Raw genomic sequence first — 24,386 nt, forward strand, 5'->3', positions numbered from 1 at the left:
ACTATTTACTTTTTATTTTTATACGCTACAATACACAACAAATCAACCTAGAGGGAAATCCTGATGTTAAAAATGAATGATTTGGTTAAGCTTAGTCAGACACCAAAATCCACGGTGCTGTACTATGTGAAAGAAGGTTTGTTGCCAGAGCCGGTGAAAGATAAACCGAATTTTCATCTCTATGATGAACATTGTGTGAAGTTGCTCAGTTTTATTAAATATCTACAAAGTAATTTCAATGCAACGATTTCACAAATTAAAGCACTTTTTGCTCATCCTCGTTTTGATTGGAATAATCCTTATGAAAGCCTTATTGGATTATTGGATATCATCATGGGGGCTGAAAATGAAGTGTTTTCAGTCGAGCAACTCTCTGAAGAGTTTCATCTTTCTACTCAGCAAATCGAAGACATGGTAGCAGAAGGATTATTGAATCCTCGCGAAGGTATTTTTACCGCAAAAGAACGTGATATTTTGGCGATCTTGTCTCGTTGTGATGAAGCTGAAATGGATGTGGTGAAAGCTTATTTAGCTGCTGCGAAAATGTTAGCGGAAAAAGAGGTGAATGTGACTTTAGCGGCATTAGCCAATAGCGAACAAAAAGATGAAAAATTAAAACATTTATTTGATTTATTGTTGGTGTTGAAACCTTATCTCTTGAATATGAAAACCTTTAATCTTTATCAAGCGGAGAGTGCGAAATGAAACTCTTAAAATACGCCGGCTTTGTGCCTTATTTAGCCATTGCCTTTATTAATGCCAGTGTGGATTTAGCACATAAAATTACCATTCAAAATGTATTGCTGAAAAGCTTTTCAGGTGAGAGTTTGGTGGTTTTAACGGCATTAATTAATGCGATGATTTTATTGCCGTTTATTTTCTTATTTTCCCCGTCGGCATTTATTAACGATAAATTTTCTCGCACCAATGTGATTCGTTATAGCAGTTTAGCGGCAGTGGCGATCAGTGCGGGGATTTTATTGAGTTATATGACGGGAATGTTTGCTATTTCCTTTGTACTGACATTGATTTTGGCGGCGCAAAGTGCGGTCTATTCTCCAGCTAAATATAGCATTATTAAATCGATTGTGGGCACTGAAAATATCGGTATGGCAAACGGTGTGATTCAAGCACTCACCATTGTAGCTATTCTATTTAGTTCTTTTGCATTTTCTTTCTTCTTTGAAGCGCATTATGTGGCATCAGATGATCCGAATGAAGTATTACAAAGTGTTTGGGTGATTGGTGTGGCGTTAGTATTACTGAGTGCACTAGAAGCCTATTTTGCTTTTAAAATCCCATTCTTTAAGCAAGAAGCTGAGAATACAGATGGTCAGTTTGATATGAGAAAATACCTTTCTTTAGGGTATTTAAAAGATAACGTTCGCACATTAAAAGCTGATCAAAATATTTGGTTGAGTGTCATTGGACTGAGCCTGTTTTGGGGTGTGTCACAAATTATTGTGGCGGCATTTCCTGCACATTATAAAGCAATGTTCAATGAAGATAATGCTGTTGTCATTCAAGCGATTCTCGCGGTGAGTGGAATAGGGCTTGTGCTAGGTTCATATCTTGCAGGACGTGCTTCTCGTTTGCATATTGAGTTAGGTATTGTTCCGCTTGGTGCATTGGGTATTTGTGTGTCGTTATTCTTCTTAACTCTAGCCCAAAGTGGAGTGGTATTAGCACTTTGTTCTTTTGTCTTTGGTTTCTCTGGCGGTTTATTGATCGTGCCATTGAATGCAACTATTCAGTATTTCGCACCTGAGAAAATCAGCGGCAAAATTATGGCAGGTAACAACTTTGTGCAAAACGTGTTTATGGTGGTTTTTTTGCTATTAAGCATTGTTTTTGTACAACTTAATGTTTCGACTCAAGGTTTGTTCTTAGTGACTTCTGCTGCATGTTTTGCTGCAAGTTTATATACCATGTCGAAAGTGCCTCATTTATTTACGCGTTTATTCTTGCTCTTTGCGTTAAAAGCAAATTACCGTTTTCATGTGGATGGGTTAAAAAACCTTCCACAAAGTGGAGGAGTTCTATTATTAGGTAACCATATTAGCTGGATTGACTGGTTGGTGTTACAAGCGGCTAGCCCGCGTGCGATTAAATTTGTCATGTATCGTCCGATTTACAACAAATGGTATCTCACTTGGTTCTTCCGTATTTTCAAAGTCATCCCAATTGGTGGAGGCTCAAGCCGTGAATCTATTGAAACCATTCGTGAATATTTAGCGCGTGGTGAAGTGGTGGCTTTATTCCCAGAAGGTCATATCAGTTATAACGGTCAAATCAATGAGTTCCAAAAAGGCTTTGAGCACGTATTAAAAGATTTAGAGAATGTCACAACAGTTCCGTTCTATTTACGTGGACTGTGGGGTAGCAGCTTCTCCCGTGCCGATTCTTTCTATAAGAATTTAACTAAACGCCAAGGTAAACGTGAAATTTTAGTAGCATTTGGTAAACCCATTCATGGCTTTATTGATGCGACAGCGATGAAGCAAAAAGTACTCGAACTTTCTTTCTCAGTATGGGAAAAAGTCATGAGTAAACGTAAACCGTTGATGCATCATTGGTTGAATTCAGCAAAATCGAATTTATTCAAAGAAGCCGCGGTGGATGCACAAGGCACTAAACTGAATAACCTGAAATTTATTGCTGCAGTGCTAATGTTTGTGAAAACCTTGAAAGCTGCTTTAGGGAATGAAAAAAATGTTGGCGTGTTATTACCAAGTTCATCAATCGGGGCAATTATCAATATGACCTTAATGGTGATGGGCAAAGTACCGGTAAATTTAAACTACACGCTAAGCCCAGAAGTAATGGAAAAAGCGTTGAAAAAAGCCAATATTTCGCAAGTTATTACCTCTGAAAAATTCTTGGATAAGTTGAACGCAAAAGGTTTTGACTTTAGCCAAGTGGTGGCTGATAAAGCCCTCTTTATGGAAAATTTAGGGAAATCGATCACTAAAGCGAATAAAGTGCGGTCATTTTTAACGGCGTTTTTAGCGCCACAATGGTGGATTAAATTACGTTACTTTGCAGACGTAAGCTTGGACGATAATGCAACCATCTTATTCAGTAGTGGTAGTGAAGGTGATCCAAAAGGCATTGAATTAAGCCATAAAAATTTACTGACTAACATTAAACAGATCGGTGAATTATTAAACTTTCATAAAGATGATGTGATTTTGAATTCCTTACCAATTTTCCACTCATTTGGCTTAACAGTGACAACTTTATTGCCATTGTGTGAAGGCATTAAAATGGTGAGTGTGGCGGATCCGACTGATGGGGCGACAGTAGGAAAAATGTGTGCTCGACATCGGGTGAGTATTTTATTTGGTACTTCAACTTTCTTTAGATTGTATGTACGCAATAAGAAATTCCATCCGTTAATGCTACAAAACGTACGTATGGTTATTGCGGGCGCTGAAAAATTGAAAGCAGATGTAAAAGAAGCCTTTAAACTTAAATTTGGCTTAGAAATTTACGAAGGTTATGGCGCAACTGAAACAGCACCGGTAGCTAGTGTAAATATGCCTAATTTACTTGATCCGGAAACCTTACAAGAATTTACCTTCAATCAAGCTGGTACAGTCGGCATGCCATTACCAGGCACCATTATTAAAATTGTGGATCCGGAAAGCTTGCAAGAATTACCAGTCGGCGAAGACGGTTTGATCTTGATTGGTGGTGGACAAGTCATGAAAGGTTATTTGAATGCACCAGAAAAAACAGCAGAAGTGATCGTTGAAATTGACGGTGTACGTTATTACAAAACTGGCGATAAAGGCCATATCGATCATAACGGCTTTATTACCATTGTGGATCGTTATTCTCGATTTGCTAAAGTCGGCGGTGAAATGATCAGCCTTGGCAGCGTGGAAGAGAAACTTTCACAAGTATTTGATGAAGAAAATCAATTTGTTGCTGTCGCATTGAGCGATGATAAAAAAGGCGAGAGCATTGTACTTTTAATCAAATCTGCACTTTCTTTAGACGAGATTAATGAACGTATTAAAGGATTAAATGTACCGCCGATTATGCTCCCAAGCCAAGTCTTCTTAGTGGATGAAATTCCGATGCTCGGAAGTGGTAAAGTGGATTTCAAAGGTGCGAAGAACTTAGCGATGAGTTTGGTTAAATAAAGAAAATCGTCATAAATAAAAGAGCGGTCAATTTGACCGCTCTTTTTGTTATTTAATGAACCTCATTTAGGTGTTTTTCAGCATCTTTAATCTTACATCAACGTACCGACATATTTTAACATGACCCCAGCGGCAATAGCCGAGCCAATTACACCAGCAACGTTTGGTCCCATGGCATGCATAAGGAGGAAGTTTTGGTTATCCGCTTCCAATCCGATTTTATTGGAAACGCGAGCGGCCATAGGAACGGCAGATACGCCAGCAGAACCGATGAGCGGATTAATTTTATTTTTGCTGAATTTGTTCATTAATTTTGCCATTAATACGCCACTACCTGTACCGATTCCGAAAGCAATTACACCAAGAATTAAAATGCCTAATGTTTGTGGTTGTAGGAATTTATCGGCAATCAGTTTAGAACCCACAGATAAGCCAAGCACAATAGTCACAATGTTAATCAAGGCATTTTGTGTGGTATCGCTTAAACGTTCTACTACGCCGCTGACGCGCATGAGATTACCGAAACAGAACATCCCGAGTAATGGGGCAGCATCTGGTAAGAGTAAACCAACGAGCAACAGCAAAATAACCGGGAATAACACTTTTTCACGATTACTCACATGGCGCATTTGCGTCATGCGAATTTTGCGTTCTTCTTCTGTGGTTAAGGCTTTCATAATCGGCGGTTGGATCAACGGCACTAATGCCATGTAGGAATAGGCAGCCACCGCAATCGCGCCAAGCAATTCAGGCGCCAGTTTGCTCGTGAGATAAATCGCAGTTGGACCATCCGCACCACCGATAATACCGATAGACGCGGCTTGAGGTAGCGTAAATTCGATAATACCGAAATAATTTAACGCTAGCGCACCGAGTACGGTAGCGAAAATACCGAATTGAGCAGCGGCACCAAGTAGCAATGTTTTCGGATTGGCTAATAGCGGACCAAAATCTGTCATTGCACCTACGCCCATAAAAATGACCAATGGTGCAATGCCGTAGCTGATCGCAACTTTATAGAACAATGCTAAAATACCAGCACTATAACCCATATCCACAGATAACGCTTCTAATTGATTTATCATCGATATCGGCGCAGAATTTAGTGCTGCCTTTATCAAGGCTGGATCGGGTGGTACACCCAATTGCGAAGCGATTACAGCAATTTGTTCTGGTGAGCCGAGATGAAGCAAATTCTCCAATGCTGTCATAGCAAGACCAGCCTCAGGGATATTGGATAATAATCCGCCGAAACCAATTGGTAGCAACAGCAAAGGTTCAAATTTGCGCGAGATAGCAAGCCACAGCAACAGCAAGCTCACAGCGATCATTACTGCTTGTCCCCATTGCAGATGGAATATACCCATCCCTTTAATTAACGCAATAATACTCTCCATAGACTATTCCTTATGCTAAGGTCATCACGGTGTCACCTACGGCGACTGCATCACCGGCTTTGACGCAAATGCCACGTACGGTACCAGCCTGTGCAGCTTTCACTTCGGTTTCCATTTTCATGGCTTCGAGAATGAATAATACATCGCCAGCTGCTACGGTTTGACCTTCTGTTGCAACAACTTTCCAAATATTACCCGCCATCGGCGCCGTTACTGGTGTACCACCGGTTGCTGGAGCAGGAGCCACTTGCGGCGCAGCTTGAGGAGCAGTAGTCGCCACATGAGAGATATCACCGCCTTCGCTTACTTTTACCACAAAGGCTTTGCCTTCCAATTCCACGGTATAAACAGCGGAACCAGAAGTAGATGGTGCAGCTTTAGAAACAGGTTTATTTTCCACCGCACTTTCATTGCCGGTAGGGGCTGGCTCAAAGGCGGCAGGGTTGTTGCGGTTTTCTAAGAATTTCCACGCAATTTGAGGGAAGAGCGCCACGATTAAAGCATCATCCACAGCATTGTCTGCTAATTTCACGCCTTTCACTTTAGCTTGTTCTGCAACTTCAGCTTCAATTTTCGCCATTTCAGGCGCAATGTGATCGGCAGGGCGGTCTGTTATTGGTGCCGCACCTTCTAATACTTGAGCTTGCAACGCACTATCTACTGGTGCAGGCGTTTTACCGTATTCACCTTTTAAAATACCGGCAGTTTCTTTGGCGATAGTTTTGTAGCGTTCGCCAGTGAGAACGTTAATAACCGACTGTGTACCAACAATTTGAGAAGTTGGTGTAACGAGTGGAATGTAGCCCAAGTCTTTGCGCACACGTGGGATTTCTTCTAATACTAAATCTAATTTATCGGACGCATTTTGTTGTTTTAATTGGTTTTCCAAGTTGGTGAGCATACCACCTGGTACTTGTGCTACTAAAATACGGCTATCTACACCGCGTAATTGGCCTTCAAATTTGGCATATTTTTTACGCACATTACGGAAATAGGCAGCAATTTTTTCCAAGCGAGGAATATCCAAACCGGTGTCATATTCAGTACCTTGTAAGGTGGCGACTAGGGATTCAGTTGCAGGGTGACCATAAGTACCTGACATAGAAGAAATCGCTGTATCAATACCATCTACACCAGCTTCAACCGCTTTTAATAACGCCATTTCTGCCATACCAGTGGTGGAGTGGCAGTGTAAATGCAACTCTACGTCGAAACGTTTTTTGATTTCGCGTACTAAGTCTGCAGCCGCCATTGGATTTAAAATACCGGACATGTCTTTGATGACCAAGCTATCGATACCAATTTCAAGTAATTGTTCAGTTGTACCGAGCCAGGTTTGCATGGTATGAACTGGGCTGGTGGTATAACTTAAAGTCCCTTGAGCATGGCCACCAAATTTACGTACTGCTTGCAACGCTGCTTTCATGTTGCGCGGATCATTGAGCGCATCGAATACGCGGAAAACATCCATACCATTCGCTACACAACGTTCTACGAAACGTTCTACTACATCATCAGCATAGTGGCGATAGCCTAATAGGTTTTGGCCACGTAATAACATTTGTAATGGAGTTTTTGGACAAGCTTTTTTCAATTCACGCAAACGAACCCAAGGATCTTCCCCTAAAAAGCGAATACAGCTATCAAATGTTGCACCGCCCCAAGCTTCCAACGACCAATAGCCAATATCATCTAATTCATGAGCGATTGGTAACATATCATCAAGACGCAAACGAGTTGCGAAAAGTGATTGGTGGGCATCACGAAGCACCAGTTCTGTCATTTTAATTTTTTTAGCCATGGTAAAATCCTTATTTTATTTGAACTGTTGGGTACGGCGATGGTGTGCGATAGCCGCTGCAATCACAGGACGTAACCGCTCAAAATCGTCAGTAGGTGCCGCAGAAAGTGCGGTTGAATTTTGGGAAGTTTTGGGTTCGGGTTGAGGTTCTGGAAAGAATCGGTTGATAAGTTTAGACATCACTCCAATTGCCCAAATTAAAATGAGCAAAAAGACCAATACAAAACCCATCCCTGAAAACATCAGGTTAATTCCTTCGCCTATAAGTGCAGAGGGAGTCATCATTTTTCTTCCTTATTTGCTTGAAAAAATGGACAATTTTATTCTAATCGATCTGTTTGAATAAAACTGTGATGAAGATCATAATTTGAAATATAGGCACACAATAAAAGGGGAAATGTGCGGTTGATTTTGAAGTATTTGGGCGTGAGTTAAATATTATTAATGAGGTATTTCTACTGAAACATACGTTATACAAAGCGTGTAAAAATTAAAAGGACTAAGTCCTATAGTGATAGAACTTAGTCCTTGAATTAAATGAATCTCGATTTGTTGATAGAAAGGAAAATTATTCTACTTTTACAATCCAGCCTTCAGGTGCTTCCACATCACCGAATTGGATGCCGGTTAGCTCGTTGTAAAGTTTGCGTGTAACAGGGCCTACTTCAGTTTCTGAATAGAACACGTGGAATTTACCTTTGTGTTGAATACCACCTACTGGCGTAATCACTGCGGCAGTACCACAAGCCCCCGCTTCTGCAAATTGATCAAGTTGATCGATATACACATCACCTTCGATAGCTTCCATACCTAAACGCTCTTTTGCAATGTAAAGTAAGGAGTATTTGGTGATACTTGGTAAAATGGATTCAGATGCAGGAGTGATAAATTTATTATCTTTAGTGATACCAAAGAAGTTTGCTGCACCCACTTCTTCAATTTTAGTATGTGTTTTTGGATCGAGATAGATCGCATCTGCAAATTTACGCTCTGATGTGCTAGCCTCTGCCGCTAATTCATGTGGAAGTAAGCTTGCAGCATAGTTACCACCCACTTTTACGCCACCTGTACCCATAGGGGCAGCACGGTCGTAATCAGTCGTAATGAAGTTAGATGGTGCTAAACCACCTTTGAAATAAGCGCCAACAGGGCAGCAGAATACAGAGAAAATAAATTCAGGTGCGGTTTTTACACCGATATTCGCGCCTGTACCAAAGAGGAATGGACGTAAATATAATGTTGCGCCAGATCCGTAAGGACCTAACCATTCTTGGTTTGCTTTCACCACTTCTTTACAAGCACGGATAAATAATTCTGTTGGCACTTGTGGCATTAATAAGCGATCAGAGGTGTGTTGCATGCGTTTTGCATTTTGATCAGGACGGAATAAGTTGATTGAACCGTCTTTACAACGATAGGCTTTTAAGCCTTCAAAGCATTGTTGACCGTAGTGAATTGCAGTTGAACCTTCGTGGATATGTAGCATATTATCGGTGGTGAGTTTACCTTCATCCCATTTACCATCTTTCCAATGTGCGATGAATCGGTAATCTGTTTTGATATAACTAAATCCAAGATTGTTCCAGTCTAAGTCTTTCATTTTGCTTCCTTAATTTGTATAAATAATTTTATGAATGGAAATGCAGTTAATCTACACCATTACGATAACTATGAAAACCTTTAAACACAAAAATATTGTGATTTCTCAAAATTTTTATTGGATTTTCAAATTTGTGAAGTTGGTCAGGAAATAAAATTTTGCTTATGTTAGAATGCTAAGAATAAAAAAACGCCGCTCGAAACGAGCAGCGCTTAACCAGAATGGTTTAATATATATAGGAAGTAAATGAGTAACTTAATTGTTACTCCAGCTCGGAGAACCGAACTATATGCAAACACAACATCATACTTAAGTCTGAAACTCATTAACTTGTAAGGAATTACCAATCATTAAGTATGGGTGTATTGTAGGTAGAAGGTGATGGAAGGACAAATGATGTTTTTTTATTTGACGCATAAAAAAAACTAATCCGAATTGAACTTTTATTATTATAAACTAAAATTTAGCTGTTGGGAAGAATTATGTATAAACGTTTGCCTCCCTTGAATTCATTAAAGTCTTTCGAGTCTGCTGCACGACATTTAAGCTTCACAAAAGCGGCAGATGAACTTTTTGTGACACAAGCCGCAGTGAGCCATCAAATAAAATTATTAGAAGATTTTTTAGGTGTTGAGCTTTTTATTCGAAAAAATCGTTCACTCGAATTGACGGAATTTGGGAAAGCCTACTTTGTTGATATCAATAAAATATTACGAAAATTAAATGAAGCAACCGAACGTTTATTAACGCTTAAAGCTGAACCACATTTGGCAATTAGCGTACCACAAACCTTTGGTATTCAATGGCTTGTGCCACATTTGAGTGATTTTAATAAGCAACACCCTGAAATTGAGGTACGCTTGAAGGGCGTCGATCAAGATGAAGGTTTATTGAATAAAGAAATTGATATTGCCATTTATTATGGAAAAGGTGATTGGGAAAATTTACAGGTCGATCGTTTAGGCGAAGAAAATCTCGTGATTTTAGCCGCGCCTTCATTGCTTGAGAAAATACCAGTAAGTTGTCCTAATGATTTGAAAAAGCATACGCTGATTCATACGCATACTCGAGATAACTGGCAAGCGATGGCGGATTATCTCAAATTAGATGATTTGAATATTCAGCAAGGTCCGTTATTTAGCCATACTTTTATGGCATTGCAAGCGGCCGTTCATGGGCAGGGTATTGCGTTAGCTAATCGTATTTTGGCTCAGCAAGAAATTGAAAACGGTCATTTGCAAATTGTGTTACCAACCGAATTGCGGGATCCAAAATCATTCTATGTGGTCAATCATTTAGATCGTTTAGATGATGAACAAATTCAAGCCTTTAGAAAATGGATTAAAGATTCAATTAAATTAGGAAAACATGAATAAATTAGCCTTATATTGTCGAATTGGCTTTGAAAAAGAAGTCGCCGCAGAAATTACTGACCGAGCCTCTGAGCGTGGTGTATTTGGTTTTGCTCGCGTAGTAGAAAACAGCGGCTATGTCATTTTTGAATGTTATCAACCGGGTGATGCAGATCGTTTAGCGCGAGAAATCCCTTTTAATCGTTTGATTTTTGCGCGTCAAATGCTCGTTGTTTCAGATCTCTTAGAAAATCTCGATCCTCAAGATCGTATCTCGCCAATTCTTGCTCAATATAAACATATTGCAGAAGACATTAATCTTAAGCAAGCGGTAGAGTTATTTGTCGAAACAGCAGATACCAATGAAGCCAAAGAGCTTTCGACATTTTGCCGAAAATTCACCGTGCCGTTACGTCAAGCGTTGAAAAAACAAGGTTGGTTACAAGGTAAGCCGAATGCAAAGCGCGGTCAGATTTTACATTGTTTTTTCACTCAGCCGAATTGCTGCTATGTAGGGTATTCTTATCTTGGCAATAACTCTACCCATTTTATGGGGATACCACGTTTGAAATTCCCAGCGGATGCGCCAAGCCGTTCAACTTTAAAATTGGAAGAAGCGATTTTAACCTTTATTCCTCGAAATGAAGAAAGTAAACGCTTAAATGAAAATATGGTTGGCGTTGATCTTGGAGCTTGCCCTGGCGGCTGGACCTATCAATTAGTGAAACGTGGTTTATTTGTGTATGCGGTCGATCACGGCAAAATGGCGGCCAGTTTGCATGATACCGGTAGAATAGAACATTGCCCAGAAGACGGATTTAAATTCCAACCACCAAAACGCAAGCATATTGATTGGCTTGTGTGTGATATGGTGGAACAACCAAGCCGCATAGCCAATTTAATCGGAAAATGGCTGATTAACGGCTGGTGCCGAGAAACCATTTTCAACTTGAAATTGCCAATGAAAAAACGTTATCAAGAAGTGATGTTGTGCCTAGAAAATCTTGCAGTGATGTTGGCAGAAAAAGAACTGGAATTTGATATTCAGGCGAAGCATTTGTATCACGATCGCGAAGAGATTACGGTGCATATTGCCTTAAAATAGAAGAGCAAAGCGCGGTCAAAAAACATAGGATTTTTAACTGCTCTTTGATCTGCACCCCAAAATCTGGACACCTATTTTGAGGTGCAGATTATGTCCTATTCTTATCAATTTTGTTTGAAAATTATCAAACTCGTCACCGAACAGGATTATGGTATCCGTGAGGTGGCTAAACTTCATAAAATTTCCCACGCTCTCGTCATTTATTGGCTAAAAGCATTTCGGGAAAGAGGGCTTGATGGCGTAAAATCGCCTCATACAAACCTTCCCCCCCCGAAAATAGTGAAGCCAAAGATGAAAAAGAAAGACATTGAAACTCCGGAAACTACAGACTTTTCACCTAAAGCGTTTAAAAAGTTACAACGAGAGCTCGCCTTGGCTCGTGCGGAGATCGCTTATCTAAAGGAGTTGGAGGCGCTCGACCGTCAAAAACAACGACAGAAAAAAGAAAAATCATTGAAAGATTGAAGCCGGACCATGCGTTAAATGATTTACTTCGTGTGGCTAAAATGCCTCGCTCAAGCTTTTACTATAAAGAGATTAAGCGAAATTATCACGAAGCTAAAGAAGCTATCTTATCGCTGTATAAAAAGAACAGAAAACGAGATGGTTATCGCCCCATGACGTTTAAATTACGCCAAATGGGTTTTAATTTGAACCATAAAACGGTGTTAAAGCTAATGAACGAGTTAGGTATTCATTCCATTTTACGCAAAAAAAGACATGGGAAACGTGGAAAAACATCGCATATTGCCCCAAATTTGCTGAATCGTGATTTTACAGCGATAGCACTCAATCAAAAATGGGTAACGGATGCAACGGAATTTCATGTTGGGCAAGAAAAGCTTTATTTTTCACCGTTAATGGACTTGGCTAACCGAGAAATTATTGCCTATAGCTTTGCGACACGCCCCAAATTTTCATTGGTAAAAAAGATGTTAGAACAAGGACTTAGTCGAATTAAACCGATAGAATGCCCGATTATTCATAGCGACCAAGGCGTATTGTATGGCTCGGCGGAATGGGTGAAAATGTTGGAGGGTAAAGCGGTTCAAAGTATGAGCCGCCGAGGAAATTGCTACGATAATGCGGTGATTGAAAGTTTTTTTGCAATATTAAAATCAGAGTGCTTTTACTCTCGAACTTATCATTCAATTGCTGAATTACAGGCTGAAATTGAAGAATATTTAGTGTATTACAACCAAAAACGAATTAAACTTGGTTTAAAAGGATTGAGCCCAGTGCAATACCGAGCTCAATATTTAAGTTAACTAACCTGTCCAACTTTTGGGGGGCAGATCACTTTAAATTTTAAAAATTTAATTAATTCAAGTATTTAAATGCTTTGACGACTTTTTGAACACTAGTAACTTTACTTGCAATTTCTGCCGCTGAGTCACCTTGTGATTGAGTGACGTTTCCGAGTAAGAATACTTCACCATTTTCGGTGATCACTTTCACATCTGTGGCTTTTACATTATCTCCAACGAAGAGTTTTGATTTAATTTGTGTGGTAATCCAACTGTCTTTGGTAATTTGACCAAAGTTAATTTTATTGCCCACACGTAATTCATTATAGACATCATTCACACCGTCCACGCCTTTTGCAAGACTGGTTGCGGTTTCTTTCACGCCTTCACTCGGCACTTGACCAATCAATAATACACGTCCGCTATAAGAAACGGCATGGACACGACCTTCCGATTTAATTTGTGCATCTTTATCTAATGCATTTTCAACTTTTACTTTTAAAGTTTCATCATCGACTTGCGTCCCCATTGTACGAGGATCCGTTGCGACTTTAGCACCTGCTGCTGCACCGCCAAGTACAGCCGCCACACAGCCTTGTAACATAATAGATGCACCAAGTACGAAGGCGAGTTTTTTTAATGGGGTTAATTTCATCATTAATCTCCTTTTTATAAATGAGTGAGTTAACTAATTAGTCAATTAATTTTAGAAATAGTTTGGTTGGAAAAGCCTTTAATGTCAAGCTCTTGGAAAAAGTGTGCTATCAACAAGCTCACACAGTGCATTTATGACGAATAAATGATTTTCCAAAATACGTGCTTCTTTCGTTGCAGGAATAGAGATTTCCAAATCTGCTTCAGCTAACACACCTTGAATCGCATCATTATTTGCACCGGTTAAGGCAATGACCTGAATTTCTTTGTTGACGGCATTAGCAATCGTATTCAGTACCGCTTTTTCTGTTCCAAGCGGTGCAAAGGCGATCAATAAATCGCCAGGCTTCGCGATAGCGTTAAATTGATGTTGATACAGTTGATCGATAGGTTGATCAAAAACCAGCGAAGAACCGACCGCACTTTCAAGGCTAAGCTGTACGGATGGCAGGCTAGGACGCTCAAAATCGTAACGATTAAGCAAATTTGACACTAAGAACTGCGCATTCGCGTAAGAGCGAGCGACGCCACAGGCAATCACTTTATGACCACTTAACAAACATTGCATGACCATTTGTGTGGCAGTTGCAATATTTTCTGATAATAGGCTTGAAGCAGAGATTTGAATCTGAATACTTTCGCTATAAATATCTTTAACTTTTTGTAACATAATCGGAAAAGGTTAATCGAGAAAATTAGGAATCCATTGGATATCACTGGCGGTTTTTCCAAAGGCGATAAGATCAAAACGACAATCCGCATCTTCGAGGCTTAGGTTACGTTTGGCAAGCCACAAATTTGCGGCATTTAGCCATTTTTGTTGCTTTTGCCAATCTACACTTTCAACAGCAGATCCAAATGCTGAGCTGGAGCGTTGGCGTACTTCAACAAACACAATGGTCTGCCCGTCTTGCATAACGAGATCTAATTCACCGCATTTGAAATGTTGATTTGCGGCGATGAATTTGAGACCTTTAGACTCTAAGAAAAGGCGGGCTTGATGTTCAAAGCCCGCCCCTTGTTGACGTTTTAATGAAAACATGGATTAGTTCGCAACCGCTACCACGTTACCATCTTGTACTTGATACCATGTCATATCGCGATCTACATCACAGTTTGAATCCGCGCTAAGCTGACCAGTTAAACCACTTAAGGTGTAACCTGGCACTTGGCGTAATTCATTAAAGTGATTGATGAGTAACCATGCATCAGAACCCATTGCATATAAACGCATTAATTGGAATTCACCACCGGTTGAGCTGGCCACTTTTTGATATTGTGAAGAATCGCTTTGTTTAAAGAATGGTATATCACTAAATTGGACGCCATTCATTTTCGCATAGTATTCTGGTGTATTGCTTGCCGCGTTAGAACGAGAGCTTGCATAAATACGGACATTCGGATTACTGGTATCTAAATAACCTTTAATTTCAGCTAATTCATCTGGTGAAGAGATGACATAAAGTGCACTTGTATCTTGCGGCGCACCTTGGAAGAAGTAGGTAATGTCAGCTGGTAAGTTATAGTAGCGAATATTCGCATCTGTACCCGCTAAACGTTGCCAACGCACGTTGAAAGCATTACCAACACGTTGTCCTAAATCATTTTGCGGCATGGCAACAATTGGATTGCGAATACCATCTTTCCACATTTTGTTTGCAGCAGACTCTGCTTCATCTTCTGGAGATAAACCGTAATAACAGACTTGGTTAATTGCTTGAGTATTTGCTGTTGCATTTAATGTGAGTACATCCATGCCTTGTACTGCGCTTGGATTCGCAATGATGGCATCGACATTTTGTTTAAGCAATGGACCCACTAACGCTTTAATACCCGATGCTTTTGCCTGTGCAATAATGTTATTAATCGGTGTAGTTGATGAGTCAAACACTTGCACTGGAATAGTTGAATCGCCTTTTGCTTCATTAAAACCTGATTGAATGGTTGAGCCTAAAATTTGACCATCACCACTTAAAGGTAACACTAAACCAATTTGTGCCACATTAGTTTGTTGGAAATTCAACATACTTTGTAATTCTTTCGGGAATAAGATTGCAGCTGCATGATTTGGATAAGCCGATTTCCAGCTTTGTAATGCTTGGCTTAATTGCACTGGCTGACGAATGTTATCGTTATATGCCTTGATTAAAGTGAGCCAGCCACCTAATGCAACACTGCCTTCATCTGATGCATTATTAATGACACCTGTATTGGCTGAACGCAATAAAGCCCAAGTTTTATCTACATTATCTTGACGGCGTTGTACATCCGTTAAGTTTTCATCCATTTTGATGCGTGCTTTCACCGCTTCAATCACGTCTTTACGATTTTCTGCAGTCTGAGCAAAAGTTTCGTAATAACGAGATTTTTGTGATGGACTTAATTTCGTGAGATCAAGCGCACGTAACTTACTTTCAGCCATCTCATTAGCACCTTTCGCCGCAGCGATACGTGCTTCAACTAAAGTACGGTCTAATTGTTGCGCTTCGTTTAAGTCAACCAATTCATTTAATAACTCTTCGGCTTGTGGCACTTTATTTTCAGTAATTAATACACGTGCGGCTAAGAGTTTGTAAGTTTGTTGATCTTCTTTATCTTGTGCTTGTCCTAATTTGTTCATATAAAATTCAGAACTTGCATTGGCATCACGCTGTAATGTTTGGGTAAAGCTGCTGCCAAATAAGTTAGAACAACCCACTAATGCAATAGACAATAAAATCGGCATTAAACGTTTTTTAAAACGACCGCCTTGTAATAGAATAGACATATTCGCTCCATAATGAATAAATCAATAATGGTCGATCTTACTTATCTCACAATGTAAAAGCAAACAAAAATGAATGATTTAACCGGAATTTTATATATTGTCGCCACGCCAATCGGGAATTTACAAGATATTACACAACGTGCTTTAGAGACCTTTTCACAAGTGGATTTAATTGCTGCGGAAGACACACGCCACAGTGGTTTATTGCTCAGTCATTATGGTATCAAAAAGCCTTTTTTCGCCTTGCATGATCACAATGAACAAGAAAAAGCTCATGTGTTGGTCGAAAAGTTAAAACAAGGCACCAATATCGCATTAATTTCAGATGCAGGAACCCCCTTAATTAGCGATCCGGGTTTTCATTTAGTGCGTCAATGTCGTGAGGCAGGCATTAAAGTGGTGCCATTACCCGGTGCTTGCGCAGCGATTACTGCATTATGCGCATCGGGTATTGCATCAGACCGTTTTTGCTTTGAAGGTTTTTTACCAGCCAAAACCAAGGCGCGTAAAGATAAGTTAGAAAATGTTGCGGAAGAAGACCGCACTTTAATCTTCTATGAATCAACTCACCGCATTTTAGATACCCTTGCTGATATGCAAGATGTATTAGGTGGCGAACGCTATGTTGTACTTGCACGTGAAATTACGAAAACGTGGGAAACCATTGCAGGGGATAAATTAAGTGATCTTCGTCAATGGTTAAGTGAAGATCCGAATCGCACGAAAGGTGAGATGGTGTTAATCGTGGAAGGCAAACCCAAATCAGAAGATAGCGAAGAATTTTCACCACAAGCAATTAAAGCGCTTACTTTGATAGCTAAAGAATTACCTTTAAAAAAAGCCGCGGCAATTGTGGCTGAACTTTATGGTTATAAGAAAAATGCCTTATACCAATTTGGATTGGATAATTTAGATTAGTCAAAAAACTATCTCCCTCTTTAGCAAAAAGGGGCTAGGGGAGATTTGGCAGAATTAATTTTTATAAATTTCGGAGAACAAATGTTAAAACAGGTTTCAGATACCTTACTTGCACCAAGCAATTTATCGCATCAATCATTGCTTAATATTTTTGATGTGATGTCGCATCGTCATATTGATTATGCGGATCTTTATTTTCAATTAAGCCAAGATGAAAGCTGGGTATTAGAAGACAGCATTATTAAAGAAGGTGGCTTTCATATTGATCGCGGTGTTGGTGTACGCGCTGTTTCTGGTGAGAAAACAGGCTTTGCGTATTCCGATCAAATTAACTTAGCGTCATTACAACAATGTGCAGAGGCCGTAAAAGGTATTGCACAAATTAAAGAAGGCAATTTAATTTCGCCTCAAGCATTTAATGCAGTGAATGCGGTTCAGCGTTATGCAGCAATTAATCCGTTAGAAAGTTTAAGTAAAGAGAAAAAGATCGAGTTATTACATCTCGTGGATTGTACTGCACGATCTGAAGATCCTCGTGTTACACATGTTTCTGCAGCATTAAGTTCGATTTATGAGGAAGTGTTAGTAGTCGCAACAGATGGCACACTTGCTGCAGATATTCGTCCACTTGTGCGTTTATCCATTTCTGTTCTCGTGGAAGAAGATGGCAAACGTGAGCGTGGTAGTTGCGGTTCAGGTGGACGCTTTGGCTTAGATTGGTTTTTTGAAGTGGTAAATGGGGACATTCGTGCCGTTAATTTTGCCAAAGAAGCGGTTCGTCAAGCCCTTGTGAATTTAAGTGCGGTCGCTGCGCCAGCAGGATTAATGCCTGTGGTATTAGGGGCTGGTTGGCCTGGCGTATTGCTTCATGAAGCAGTGGGACATGGTTTGGAAGGGGATTTCAATCGCAAAGAAAGTTCCTTATTTACGGGTAAAATTGGTGAGTTAGTGACGTCACCATTATGTACGATTGTGGATGACGGTACATTACAAAACCGCCGTGGTTCTTTAACCATTGATGATGAAGGCGTGCCAAGTCAGTGCAACGTTTTAATCAAAGACGGGATTTTGCAAGGCTACATGCAAGATAAACTCAATGCGCGATTAATGGGCGTGAAACCAACAGGGAATGGTCGCCGTGAATCTTATGCACATTTGCCAATGCCACGAATGACGAATACCTATATGTTGGCAGGTCAAAGCAAATTTGAAGATTTAGTAGCCTCTGTGGATCGCGGTATTTATGCACCGCACTTTGGTGGTGGGCAAGTGGATATTACCTCAGGTAAATTTGTGTTCTCGACATCTGAAGCTTATCTTATTGAAAAAGGCAAAATTACCAAACCGGTTAAAGGGGCTACATTAATCGGTAGTGGTATCGATGTGATGCAAAAGGTTTCTATGGTGGCCGATAAAACAGACTTAGATCTTGGTATTGGTGTATGCGGCAAAGATGGCCAAAGCGTGCCGGTCGGCGTTGGTCAGCCAGCCTTGAAAATAGATGAAATCACTGTTGGTGGAACCAATTAAACATACAGCCCGATAATCATATCGGGCTTTTTATTTCCTTCGTATCTAAGTGCGGTCCGTTTTTCATCTATTTTTGATTAGTCAGTTTCTGATGAATAATCATTGCGTTAGGCTAAAAGTTAAACACCATGCGCGTTTATCTCGATTCTTTTATGATCCCTATCACAATATCTTGTAAAACCAGTTAAAAAAATTCCCCAAATAACCTTAATAAGTGATACATTTATCGTCGCATGACTTTTTGTCATTTAAGAGACAGGGACAGGCGTGAGTTTGTCTGAAATTTCATCAACCAGAGGGAAACATTTATGTTAATTGGTGTACCTAGAGAACTGCTTGAGAGTGAAAATCGTGTGGCGGCGACGCCAAAAACGGTTCAGCAGATCTTAAAACTGGGCTTTGACGTCATCGTAGAACACGATGCGGGATTCAAAGCAAGTTTTGAAGACCAAGCATTTATCGACGTCGGCGCAAAAATTGGCTCAAGTTCAGAAGTGTGGCATTCGGATGTGATTTTTAAAGTGAATCCACCAACGGATGCAGAAATTGATCAAATGAAGGAAGGTGCAACACTTGTGAGCTTCATTTGGCGCGCACAAAATCCGGATTTAATGAAAAAACTCACGTCGAAAAAAATTAATGTATTAGCGATGGATTCTGTGCCACGTATTTCCCGTGCGCAAGCGCTTGATGCATTAAGCTCTATGGCGAATATTTCTGGTTATCGTGCGGTGATTGAAGCAGCTCATGAATTTGGTAGTTTCTTCACTGGACAAATTACCGCCGCAGGTAAAGTGCCACCGGCAAAAGTGTTAGTCATTGGTGCGGGTGTTGCAGGTCTAGCGGCGATTGGTGCAGCGAATAGCCTTGGTGCGATTGTACGTGCTTTTGACTCTCGTCCTGAAGTAAAAGAACAAGTACAAAGTATGGGCGCGTCTTTCTTAGAAATTGATTTCAAAGAAGAAGGCGGTAGTGGCGATGGTTACGCGAAAGTGATGTCAGAAGAATTTAACCGTCGTGCGATGGAGCTTTATGCGGAACAAGCCAAAGAAGTGGATATCATTATTACCACTGCAGCGATTCCGGGTAAACCTGCACCTCGCTTAATCACAAAAGAAATGGTTGATTCCATGAAACCAGGTTCTGTGGTAGTGGACTTAGCGGCTGCAACTGGTGGTAACTGTGCTTACACTGAAGCAGGAAAAGTCGTCACCACTGAAAACCAAGTAAAAATCATTGGTTATACCGATTTCCCAAGTCGTTTACCAACACAATCTTCCCAACTTTACGGTACAAACTTAGTTAATTTATTAAAACTACTTTGTAAAGAAAAAGACGGTAATATCAATATCGATTTTGAAGATGTGGTATTACGCGGTGTGACTGTGGTACGTGATGGTGAAGAAATTCCACCAGCGCAAATCCAAGTGTCAGCACAACCAAAACAAGAAGCGAAAGCGGCACAAAGTGCGGTTAAAAAAGAGGAAGAAAAACCAGCGGATCCTCGCATCAAATACGGTGTGATGGCAGGTGTGGGAGTGTTATTCCTCTGGCTTGCGTCTGTGGCGCCAGCGGCATTCCTTTCTCACTTCACCGTATTCGTATTGGCTTGTGTAGTTGGTTACTACGTGGTTTGGAACGTCAGCCACGCTTTACACACTCCACTTATGGCGGTAACCAATGCGATTTCAGGTATCATCATTGTAGGTGCATTACTGCAAATTAGACAACCAACAGGCAACTTCTTTATTGATGCATTAGCCTTTGTGGCAATCTTGGTGGCAAGCATCAATATCTTTGGTGGTTTCCGTGTAACCCAACGTATGTTGGCGATGTTTAGAAAAGGTTAAGGAGAAGATGATGTCTGAAGGTTTAGTACAAGCAGCCTATATTATCGCTGCATTACTTTTCATTATGAGCTTAGCCGGTCTTTCTAAACATGAAACGGCAAAAGCCGGTTGTTGGTATGGTATTGTCGGTATGACAATTGCCCTTGTTGCAACTATTTTCGGCCCACAATCTGAAGGTACATTATGGATCATTATTGCGATGATCATCGGTGGCGTGATTGGTGTTCAACGTGCATTAAAAGTTGAAATGACTGAAATGCCTGAACTCGTTGCGATCCTTCACAGTTTTGTAGGTTTAGCAGCAGTGCTCGTAGGCTTTAACAGTTACGGCTTAACACACGAAACTGATCCTGTGTTAATGAATATCCATAACGTTGAAGTATTCTTAGGGATCTTCATCGGTGCGGTAACATTCACGGGTTCTATCGTAGCATTCGGTAAATTAAGCGGCAAAATCAATTCAAAAGCATTAATGTTGCCACATCGCCATAAATTAAATTTAGCGGCGTTAGTAGTTTCGGCTTTATTGATGGTCGCTTTCTTAAACAACCCAGATAATATCTTCCCAGTGTTACTCATGACCGCGATTGCACTTGCATTCGGCTGGCACTTAGTGGCATCTATCGGTGGTGCGGATATGCCGGTTGTGGTTTCAATGCTTAACTCATACTCTGGTTGGGCAGCGGCTGCAGCAGGTTTCATGCTAAGCAATGACTTGCTTATCGTCACTGGTGCATTAGTGGGTTCTTCTGGTGCGATTCTTTCTTACATTATGTGTAAAGCGATGAACCGCTCATTTATCAGTGTTATCGCTGGTGGTTTTGGTAATTATGTTCAAGTATCTTCTGATGAAGAACAAGGCGAATACCGTGAAACAACCGCAGAAGAAGTGGCTGAATTACTCAAAAATGCAAGCTCTGTGATCATCACACCAGGATACGGTATGGCGGTAGCACAAGCGCAATATCCAGTCGCAGAAATTACGGCGAAATTGCGTGAACGTGGCATTAACGTGCGTTTTGGTATTCACCCTGTTGCAGGTCGTTTACCGGGTCATATGAACGTGCTTTTAGCGGAAGCGAAAGTGCCTTATGACATCGTGCTTGAAATGGATGAAATCAATGATGATTTCGCGGATACCGATGTGGTATTGGTTATCGGTGCAAACGACACCGTAAACCCAGCGGCAATGGAAGATCCAAACAGCCCAATCGCAGGTATGCCGGTGTTAGAAGTATGGAAAGCACAAAACGTTATCGTATTCAAACGCTCTATGGCGGTGGGATATGCAGGCGTTCAAAATCCATTATTCTTCAAAGAAAACACTCAAATGCTCTTTGGTGATGCAAAAGAACGTGTTGATGACATTCTTACAGCATTAAACAAATAAGCAAAAAACTGAAGTAAAACTGACCGCACTTTGAGAGATTAAAGTGCGGTTTTTTATCGATTGAATTTTTCTTGTAATTATTTAGAATAATTCAATATTTTATTTTTAAAGAGAATTTTATGAATAAATCCTTATTTTTCTTATTATTTTTTTCTTTTTCAACTTCTGCTTTCGCATTATTTCCAATTGAGAATGACTGGACAAAACATCATTTGCAAGGAAAAGTTAAGTCGATTAAATCTAAGGAAGAAGGTAATTCAGCCTTGCCCGATAATGGGACAGTAAGTTATCTAGATAGCTTTTATAACGAACAAGGCTTTTTGATAAAAGAAAAGGAACAGGGCGTTCTTTTTGATAAAGAAAAGATCACAATTCGTTACTATAAGTATGATGATCAGAATCGATTATTAGAAATTCAAGATGATAATGTGACTGAAACTAACCCAGAGCTAAAAACCTTTAGTAAATTTTATCGTTATTTAGAAAATCAGGATGGTAGTGGTGTGGTGCAGTTTGTGGAATATAAGGACACACCAGATTTTTCATCATCATATAAAGAACATTTTTATGATAAAGCGGGTACTTTGCTCAAAACTCAAGAGTATGATGTAGAGAATAAAACAACGTCCGATATAAAAAAATACGATTATGAGAATGGTAAACTGAGCAAAATATGTCGTATTGAAGATAATGTAGAAAGAGATTGCGATACTTATCATTACGAAAATGATGGTTCATTTACCGAATCTTTAAACGTTTTTATCAATAGTGTGAAAAATTATTTTGATAAAAATCATCGCTTATTAAAAAGTGAAATTTTTAGCGTTGGAAAACGCATCAACTGGATAACCGTATCATACCAATTTGATAAACATGGCAATGTTATTGAAGAGATAATCTATAACAAAGATGGTGTATGGAAAACCAAAAAGACTTATCAATATGAGTATTATGAATAGGATTCAATGTAAGCGCTGATAGTAAAATGGAGTTGTTTTTTATCAGATGTGTCTTGCTAAAAAATATAAAAGTGCGGTCAAAATTGACCGCACTTTTTACATTAACGTTGAATCAAATAGCGTAATTTAGTGCCATCTTGTTCCACGCTTAATAGTGTGTAACCGTGGTTTTTAGTATCAACAGGAATGTTGTTGATGGATTGGGCACAGTCACTTAATAGCTCTAAAATTTCGCCTTTTTGTAATTGTGGCATAGTTTCGAGCATCACGATCGCTGGATACGGGCAAGGTTCACCTAGCGTATCTAACGTATAATCTGGGGTGATGTCTTTTGGATCTTTATCTAATTTTTGAACAACGGTAAATGCCATAATAATGTCCTCTTTTTTTGAATGAATTCGTTAATATTTAATTAGCAACCACAAGCTTGTGGATTTGCTGCAGCGATTTTTGCTTTGGCTTTTTTCAAGAAGTGGTGTTCCCACCAAACAACAGCGATTAAGCAGAGAATAAGCAAGCCGTAATTTACTAATAAACCGCCAACTGGGCCAAAGGATTTCAATAAGTTAAGTTTTTCGTAATCTAACGCAAGTACAGGGGCAAGATCGTCCCAGGCGTAGGCTAAATAGGTTGAACCAACAACATTACCCACGCCTACCCACATAAAGTGAACTTGACCTTCCATTGAGCGATACATCCAACCGGTTTCACATCCGCCTGCTAATACAATACCGAAGCCAAATAATAAACCACCGATAATGGCATTTGGACCCGCCCACATGATTTTGGCTGGTACGCCTAATTGAATGTAGCTAAATACGCCAAGCGTACCCACGATAATACCGAAGATGATGGCTTTTGCCATATAAGCACGGCCCGTTACCCATAAATCACGGAAGGCAGAGGTAAAGCAGATTTGAGCACGTTCAATTAATAAGCCAAATGCTAAACCACAAAGCATCGCAAAACCCAGTTTGACGGAGTTTGTCATCACATAAAGTGAAGCAATTAGGTAAGCAAAAAAGATCACCATACCAATCCAGAAACGACGATTAGCTTGTTTCGGGTCAGTTTCTTGTAATTTTGCCGCGCCTTTTTTCAATTCTAATTTCACACGGAATATCGGCAGTAAGGTGACTTTTACCCCGGCATAAGTACCTACAGCAGTCGCAATAGTAAAGAACCAAGCATGAACCGAAAATTGTGGAATACCCGTGAAGAGAGAGGCAAGGTTACAGCCCATTGCTAAACGAGCGCCGAAACCGGCTAATGCACCACCAATGAGAGCTTGAACAATACGGCGTTTGTGCGGCTGGTTACGCCATTTCACATTATTTGCCCAAAGTGCAGCAGAAATACAACCGGCGAACATACCTAAGATCATTACACCATCAATACGGGTGAAGATTGTGCCTTGCATGCCGATAATTTTATAATAGCTCCAGTCGGATACATCGACGCCTAGCGCTTGTAAAGCATGTCCACCCCAACGGGTAAATTCCCCGGTAACCGCCCAATAAGTGCCAGTTACCCCAAAGTAATAAGCTGAAATGAGTCCGGCAGCAATAACTGCAGCGACAGGATTCCAGTATTTGATCAGATAATTTTGTTTGAATTGCTGCAAAATCTCTTTCATTAGTGAATAAATCCTTAAATTGAAATGAT

General features: G+C 40.1%; 21 protein-coding genes. 11 read left to right on the forward strand and 10 right to left on the reverse strand.

The features are described from left to right. The first annotated feature begins 63 nt into the window (after nt 1-63). Complete coding sequence (locus A9500_RS00630; protein ID WP_065243520.1) at nt 64-705, forward strand: MerR family transcriptional regulator; 642 nt, start codon at nt 64-66, stop codon at nt 703-705. Next, complete coding sequence (locus A9500_RS00635; RefSeq protein WP_065243521.1) at nt 702-4,151, forward strand: acyl-[ACP]--phospholipid O-acyltransferase; 3,450 nt, start codon at nt 702-704, stop codon at nt 4,149-4,151. The genes A9500_RS00630 and A9500_RS00635 overlap by 4 nt, the downstream gene beginning before the upstream one ends. A gap of 92 nt (nt 4,152-4,243) precedes the next feature. Here the strand turns inward: A9500_RS00635 and A9500_RS00640 are convergent, their stop codons facing one another. The 4 genes from A9500_RS00640 to A9500_RS00655 form a co-directional block, all read right to left on the reverse strand. Beyond that, nucleotides 4,244-5,548: a sodium ion-translocating decarboxylase subunit beta gene (locus A9500_RS00640; RefSeq protein WP_065243522.1), complete on the reverse strand. Its 1,305-nt coding sequence runs from the start codon at nt 5,546-5,548 to the stop codon at nt 4,244-4,246. A gap of 10 nt (nt 5,549-5,558) precedes the next feature. After that, entirely contained in the window at nt 5,559-7,349 is a 1,791-nt protein-coding gene (gene oadA / locus A9500_RS00645; RefSeq protein WP_065243523.1) for a sodium-extruding oxaloacetate decarboxylase subunit alpha, read from the reverse strand. Nucleotides 7,350-7,364: 15 nt separating this feature from the next. Further along, entirely contained in the window at nt 7,365-7,631 is a 267-nt protein-coding gene (locus A9500_RS00650) for an oxaloacetate decarboxylase subunit gamma (RefSeq protein WP_049370319.1), read from the reverse strand. Nucleotides 7,632-7,917: 286 nt separating this feature from the next. Then, complete coding sequence (locus tag A9500_RS00655) at nt 7,918-8,949, reverse strand: branched-chain amino acid aminotransferase (RefSeq protein ID WP_065243524.1); 1,032 nt, start codon at nt 8,947-8,949, stop codon at nt 7,918-7,920. Between the two features lie 482 nt (nt 8,950-9,431). Here A9500_RS00655 and A9500_RS00660 point away from each other — a divergent pair, with 482 nt between their 5' ends. The 4 genes from A9500_RS00660 (at nt 9,432) to A9500_RS00675 (ending at nt 12,674) form a co-directional block, all read left to right on the forward strand. Next, on the forward strand, nt 9,432-10,325 hold the full coding sequence (locus A9500_RS00660) for a transcriptional regulator GcvA (RefSeq protein ID WP_065243525.1): 894 nt from the start codon (nt 9,432-9,434) through the stop codon (nt 10,323-10,325). Further along, complete coding sequence (rlmM, locus tag A9500_RS00665) at nt 10,318-11,406, forward strand: 23S rRNA (cytidine(2498)-2'-O)-methyltransferase RlmM (protein ID WP_065243526.1); 1,089 nt, start codon at nt 10,318-10,320, stop codon at nt 11,404-11,406. Before A9500_RS00660 ends, rlmM begins: the two co-directional genes overlap by 8 nt. 90 nt (nt 11,407-11,496) lie before the next feature. Continuing rightward, nucleotides 11,497-11,871 (forward strand): transposase, encoded by a 375-nt coding sequence (locus tag A9500_RS00670; RefSeq protein ID WP_065243527.1) that lies wholly within the window; start codon nt 11,497-11,499, stop codon nt 11,869-11,871. Next, on the forward strand, nt 11,868-12,674 hold the full coding sequence (locus A9500_RS00675) for an IS3 family transposase (RefSeq protein ID WP_179854540.1): 807 nt from the start codon (nt 11,868-11,870) through the stop codon (nt 12,672-12,674). The genes A9500_RS00670 and A9500_RS00675 overlap by 4 nt, the downstream gene beginning before the upstream one ends. A gap of 52 nt (nt 12,675-12,726) precedes the next feature. Here the strand turns inward: A9500_RS00675 and dolP are convergent, their stop codons facing one another. The 4 genes from dolP to A9500_RS00695 all read right to left on the reverse strand — a co-directional run bounded on the left by dolP (nt 12,727) and on the right by A9500_RS00695 (nt 16,074). Further along, entirely contained in the window at nt 12,727-13,308 is a 582-nt protein-coding gene (gene dolP / locus A9500_RS00680) for a division/outer membrane stress-associated lipid-binding lipoprotein (protein ID WP_065243528.1), read from the reverse strand. 84 nt (nt 13,309-13,392) lie between these two features. Next, a complete protein-coding gene (locus tag A9500_RS00685; protein ID WP_065243529.1) occupies nt 13,393-13,977 on the reverse strand; it encodes an SIS domain-containing protein in 585 nt (194 codons plus the stop codon). Between the two features lie 12 nt (nt 13,978-13,989). Further along, nucleotides 13,990-14,349, reverse strand: a complete 360-nt coding sequence (locus tag A9500_RS00690) for a YraN family protein (RefSeq protein WP_005696312.1) — start codon at nt 14,347-14,349, stop codon at nt 13,990-13,992. A 3-nt stretch (nt 14,350-14,352) separates the two neighbouring features. After that, entirely contained in the window at nt 14,353-16,074 is a 1,722-nt protein-coding gene (locus A9500_RS00695) for a penicillin-binding protein activator (RefSeq protein WP_065243530.1), read from the reverse strand. 69 nt (nt 16,075-16,143) lie between these two features. Here A9500_RS00695 and rsmI point away from each other — a divergent pair, with 69 nt between their 5' ends. The 5 genes from rsmI to A9500_RS00720 all read left to right on the forward strand — a co-directional run bounded on the left by rsmI (nt 16,144) and on the right by A9500_RS00720 (nt 22,721). Further along, nucleotides 16,144-16,992 (forward strand): 16S rRNA (cytidine(1402)-2'-O)-methyltransferase, encoded by an 849-nt coding sequence (gene rsmI / locus A9500_RS00700; RefSeq protein ID WP_049368847.1) that lies wholly within the window; start codon nt 16,144-16,146, stop codon nt 16,990-16,992. A gap of 81 nt (nt 16,993-17,073) precedes the next feature. Continuing rightward, nucleotides 17,074-18,522: a metalloprotease TldD gene (tldD, locus tag A9500_RS00705; RefSeq protein WP_065243531.1), complete on the forward strand. Its 1,449-nt coding sequence runs from the start codon at nt 17,074-17,076 to the stop codon at nt 18,520-18,522. A gap of 308 nt (nt 18,523-18,830) precedes the next feature. Beyond that, nucleotides 18,831-20,372 (forward strand): Re/Si-specific NAD(P)(+) transhydrogenase subunit alpha, encoded by a 1,542-nt coding sequence (gene pntA / locus A9500_RS00710; RefSeq protein ID WP_065243532.1) that lies wholly within the window; start codon nt 18,831-18,833, stop codon nt 20,370-20,372. Between the two features lie 10 nt (nt 20,373-20,382). Further along, nucleotides 20,383-21,762, forward strand: a complete 1,380-nt coding sequence (gene pntB, locus A9500_RS00715) for a Re/Si-specific NAD(P)(+) transhydrogenase subunit beta (protein WP_065243533.1) — start codon at nt 20,383-20,385, stop codon at nt 21,760-21,762. Nucleotides 21,763-21,881: 119 nt separating this feature from the next. Next, nucleotides 21,882-22,721, forward strand: coding sequence for a hypothetical protein (locus tag A9500_RS00720; protein ID WP_065243534.1), 840 nt, complete (start codon nt 21,882-21,884; stop codon nt 22,719-22,721). Between the two features lie 101 nt (nt 22,722-22,822). On the opposite strand, the gene yedF is transcribed toward A9500_RS00720, so the two are convergent. Further along, nucleotides 22,823-23,092 carry a sulfurtransferase-like selenium metabolism protein YedF gene (gene yedF, locus A9500_RS00725; protein WP_005696304.1) on the reverse strand — a complete coding sequence of 90 codons (270 nt, stop codon included), beginning with the start codon at nt 23,090-23,092 and terminating at the stop codon, nt 22,823-22,825. 41 nt (nt 23,093-23,133) lie between these two features. Then, a complete protein-coding gene (gene yedE, locus A9500_RS00730) occupies nt 23,134-24,357 on the reverse strand; it encodes a selenium metabolism membrane protein YedE/FdhT (RefSeq protein WP_065243535.1) in 1,224 nt (407 codons plus the stop codon). Nucleotides 24,358-24,386: the final 29 nt, after the last annotated feature.

Origin of the sequence: Haemophilus sp. CCUG 60358 (assembly GCF_001679485.1) — a bacterium.
In the GTDB taxonomy this organism is placed as follows: domain Bacteria; phylum Pseudomonadota; class Gammaproteobacteria; order Enterobacterales; family Pasteurellaceae; genus Haemophilus_D.

Bases quoted from the DNA above. Each gene is read 5' to 3' on its own strand.
- A9500_RS00660 (WP_065243525.1), top strand. From the start codon at position 9,432: ATGTATAAACGTTTGCCTCCCTTGAATTCATTAAAGTCTTTCGAGTCT.
- A9500_RS00655 (WP_065243524.1), bottom strand. From the start codon at position 8,949: ATGAAAGACTTAGACTGGAACAATCTTGGATTTAGTTATATCAAAACA.
- oadA (WP_065243523.1), bottom strand. From the start codon at position 7,349: ATGGCTAAAAAAATTAAAATGACAGAACTGGTGCTTCGTGATGCCCAC.
- A9500_RS00650 (WP_049370319.1), bottom strand. From the start codon at position 7,631: ATGACTCCCTCTGCACTTATAGGCGAAGGAATTAACCTGATGTTTTCA.
- yedF (WP_005696304.1), bottom strand. From the start codon at position 23,092: ATGGCATTTACCGTTGTTCAAAAATTAGATAAAGATCCAAAAGACATC.
- A9500_RS00630 (WP_065243520.1), top strand. From the start codon at position 64: ATGTTAAAAATGAATGATTTGGTTAAGCTTAGTCAGACACCAAAATCC.
- tldD (WP_065243531.1), top strand. From the start codon at position 17,074: ATGTTAAAACAGGTTTCAGATACCTTACTTGCACCAAGCAATTTATCG.
- A9500_RS00635 (WP_065243521.1), top strand. From the start codon at position 702: ATGAAACTCTTAAAATACGCCGGCTTTGTGCCTTATTTAGCCATTGCC.
- A9500_RS00690 (WP_005696312.1), bottom strand. From the start codon at position 14,349: ATGTTTTCATTAAAACGTCAACAAGGGGCGGGCTTTGAACATCAAGCC.
- A9500_RS00670 (WP_065243527.1), top strand. From the start codon at position 11,497: ATGTCCTATTCTTATCAATTTTGTTTGAAAATTATCAAACTCGTCACC.
- rsmI (WP_049368847.1), top strand. From the start codon at position 16,144: ATGAATGATTTAACCGGAATTTTATATATTGTCGCCACGCCAATCGGG.
- rlmM (WP_065243526.1), top strand. From the start codon at position 10,318: ATGAATAAATTAGCCTTATATTGTCGAATTGGCTTTGAAAAAGAAGTC.
- A9500_RS00685 (WP_065243529.1), bottom strand. From the start codon at position 13,977: ATGTTACAAAAAGTTAAAGATATTTATAGCGAAAGTATTCAGATTCAA.
- A9500_RS00720 (WP_065243534.1), top strand. From the start codon at position 21,882: ATGAATAAATCCTTATTTTTCTTATTATTTTTTTCTTTTTCAACTTCT.
- yedE (WP_065243535.1), bottom strand. From the start codon at position 24,357: ATGAAAGAGATTTTGCAGCAATTCAAACAAAATTATCTGATCAAATAC.
- A9500_RS00640 (WP_065243522.1), bottom strand. From the start codon at position 5,548: ATGGAGAGTATTATTGCGTTAATTAAAGGGATGGGTATATTCCATCTG.
- pntA (WP_065243532.1), top strand. From the start codon at position 18,831: ATGTTAATTGGTGTACCTAGAGAACTGCTTGAGAGTGAAAATCGTGTG.
- dolP (WP_065243528.1), bottom strand. From the start codon at position 13,308: ATGAAATTAACCCCATTAAAAAAACTCGCCTTCGTACTTGGTGCATCT.
- pntB (WP_065243533.1), top strand. From the start codon at position 20,383: ATGTCTGAAGGTTTAGTACAAGCAGCCTATATTATCGCTGCATTACTT.
- A9500_RS00695 (WP_065243530.1), bottom strand. From the start codon at position 16,074: ATGTCTATTCTATTACAAGGCGGTCGTTTTAAAAAACGTTTAATGCCG.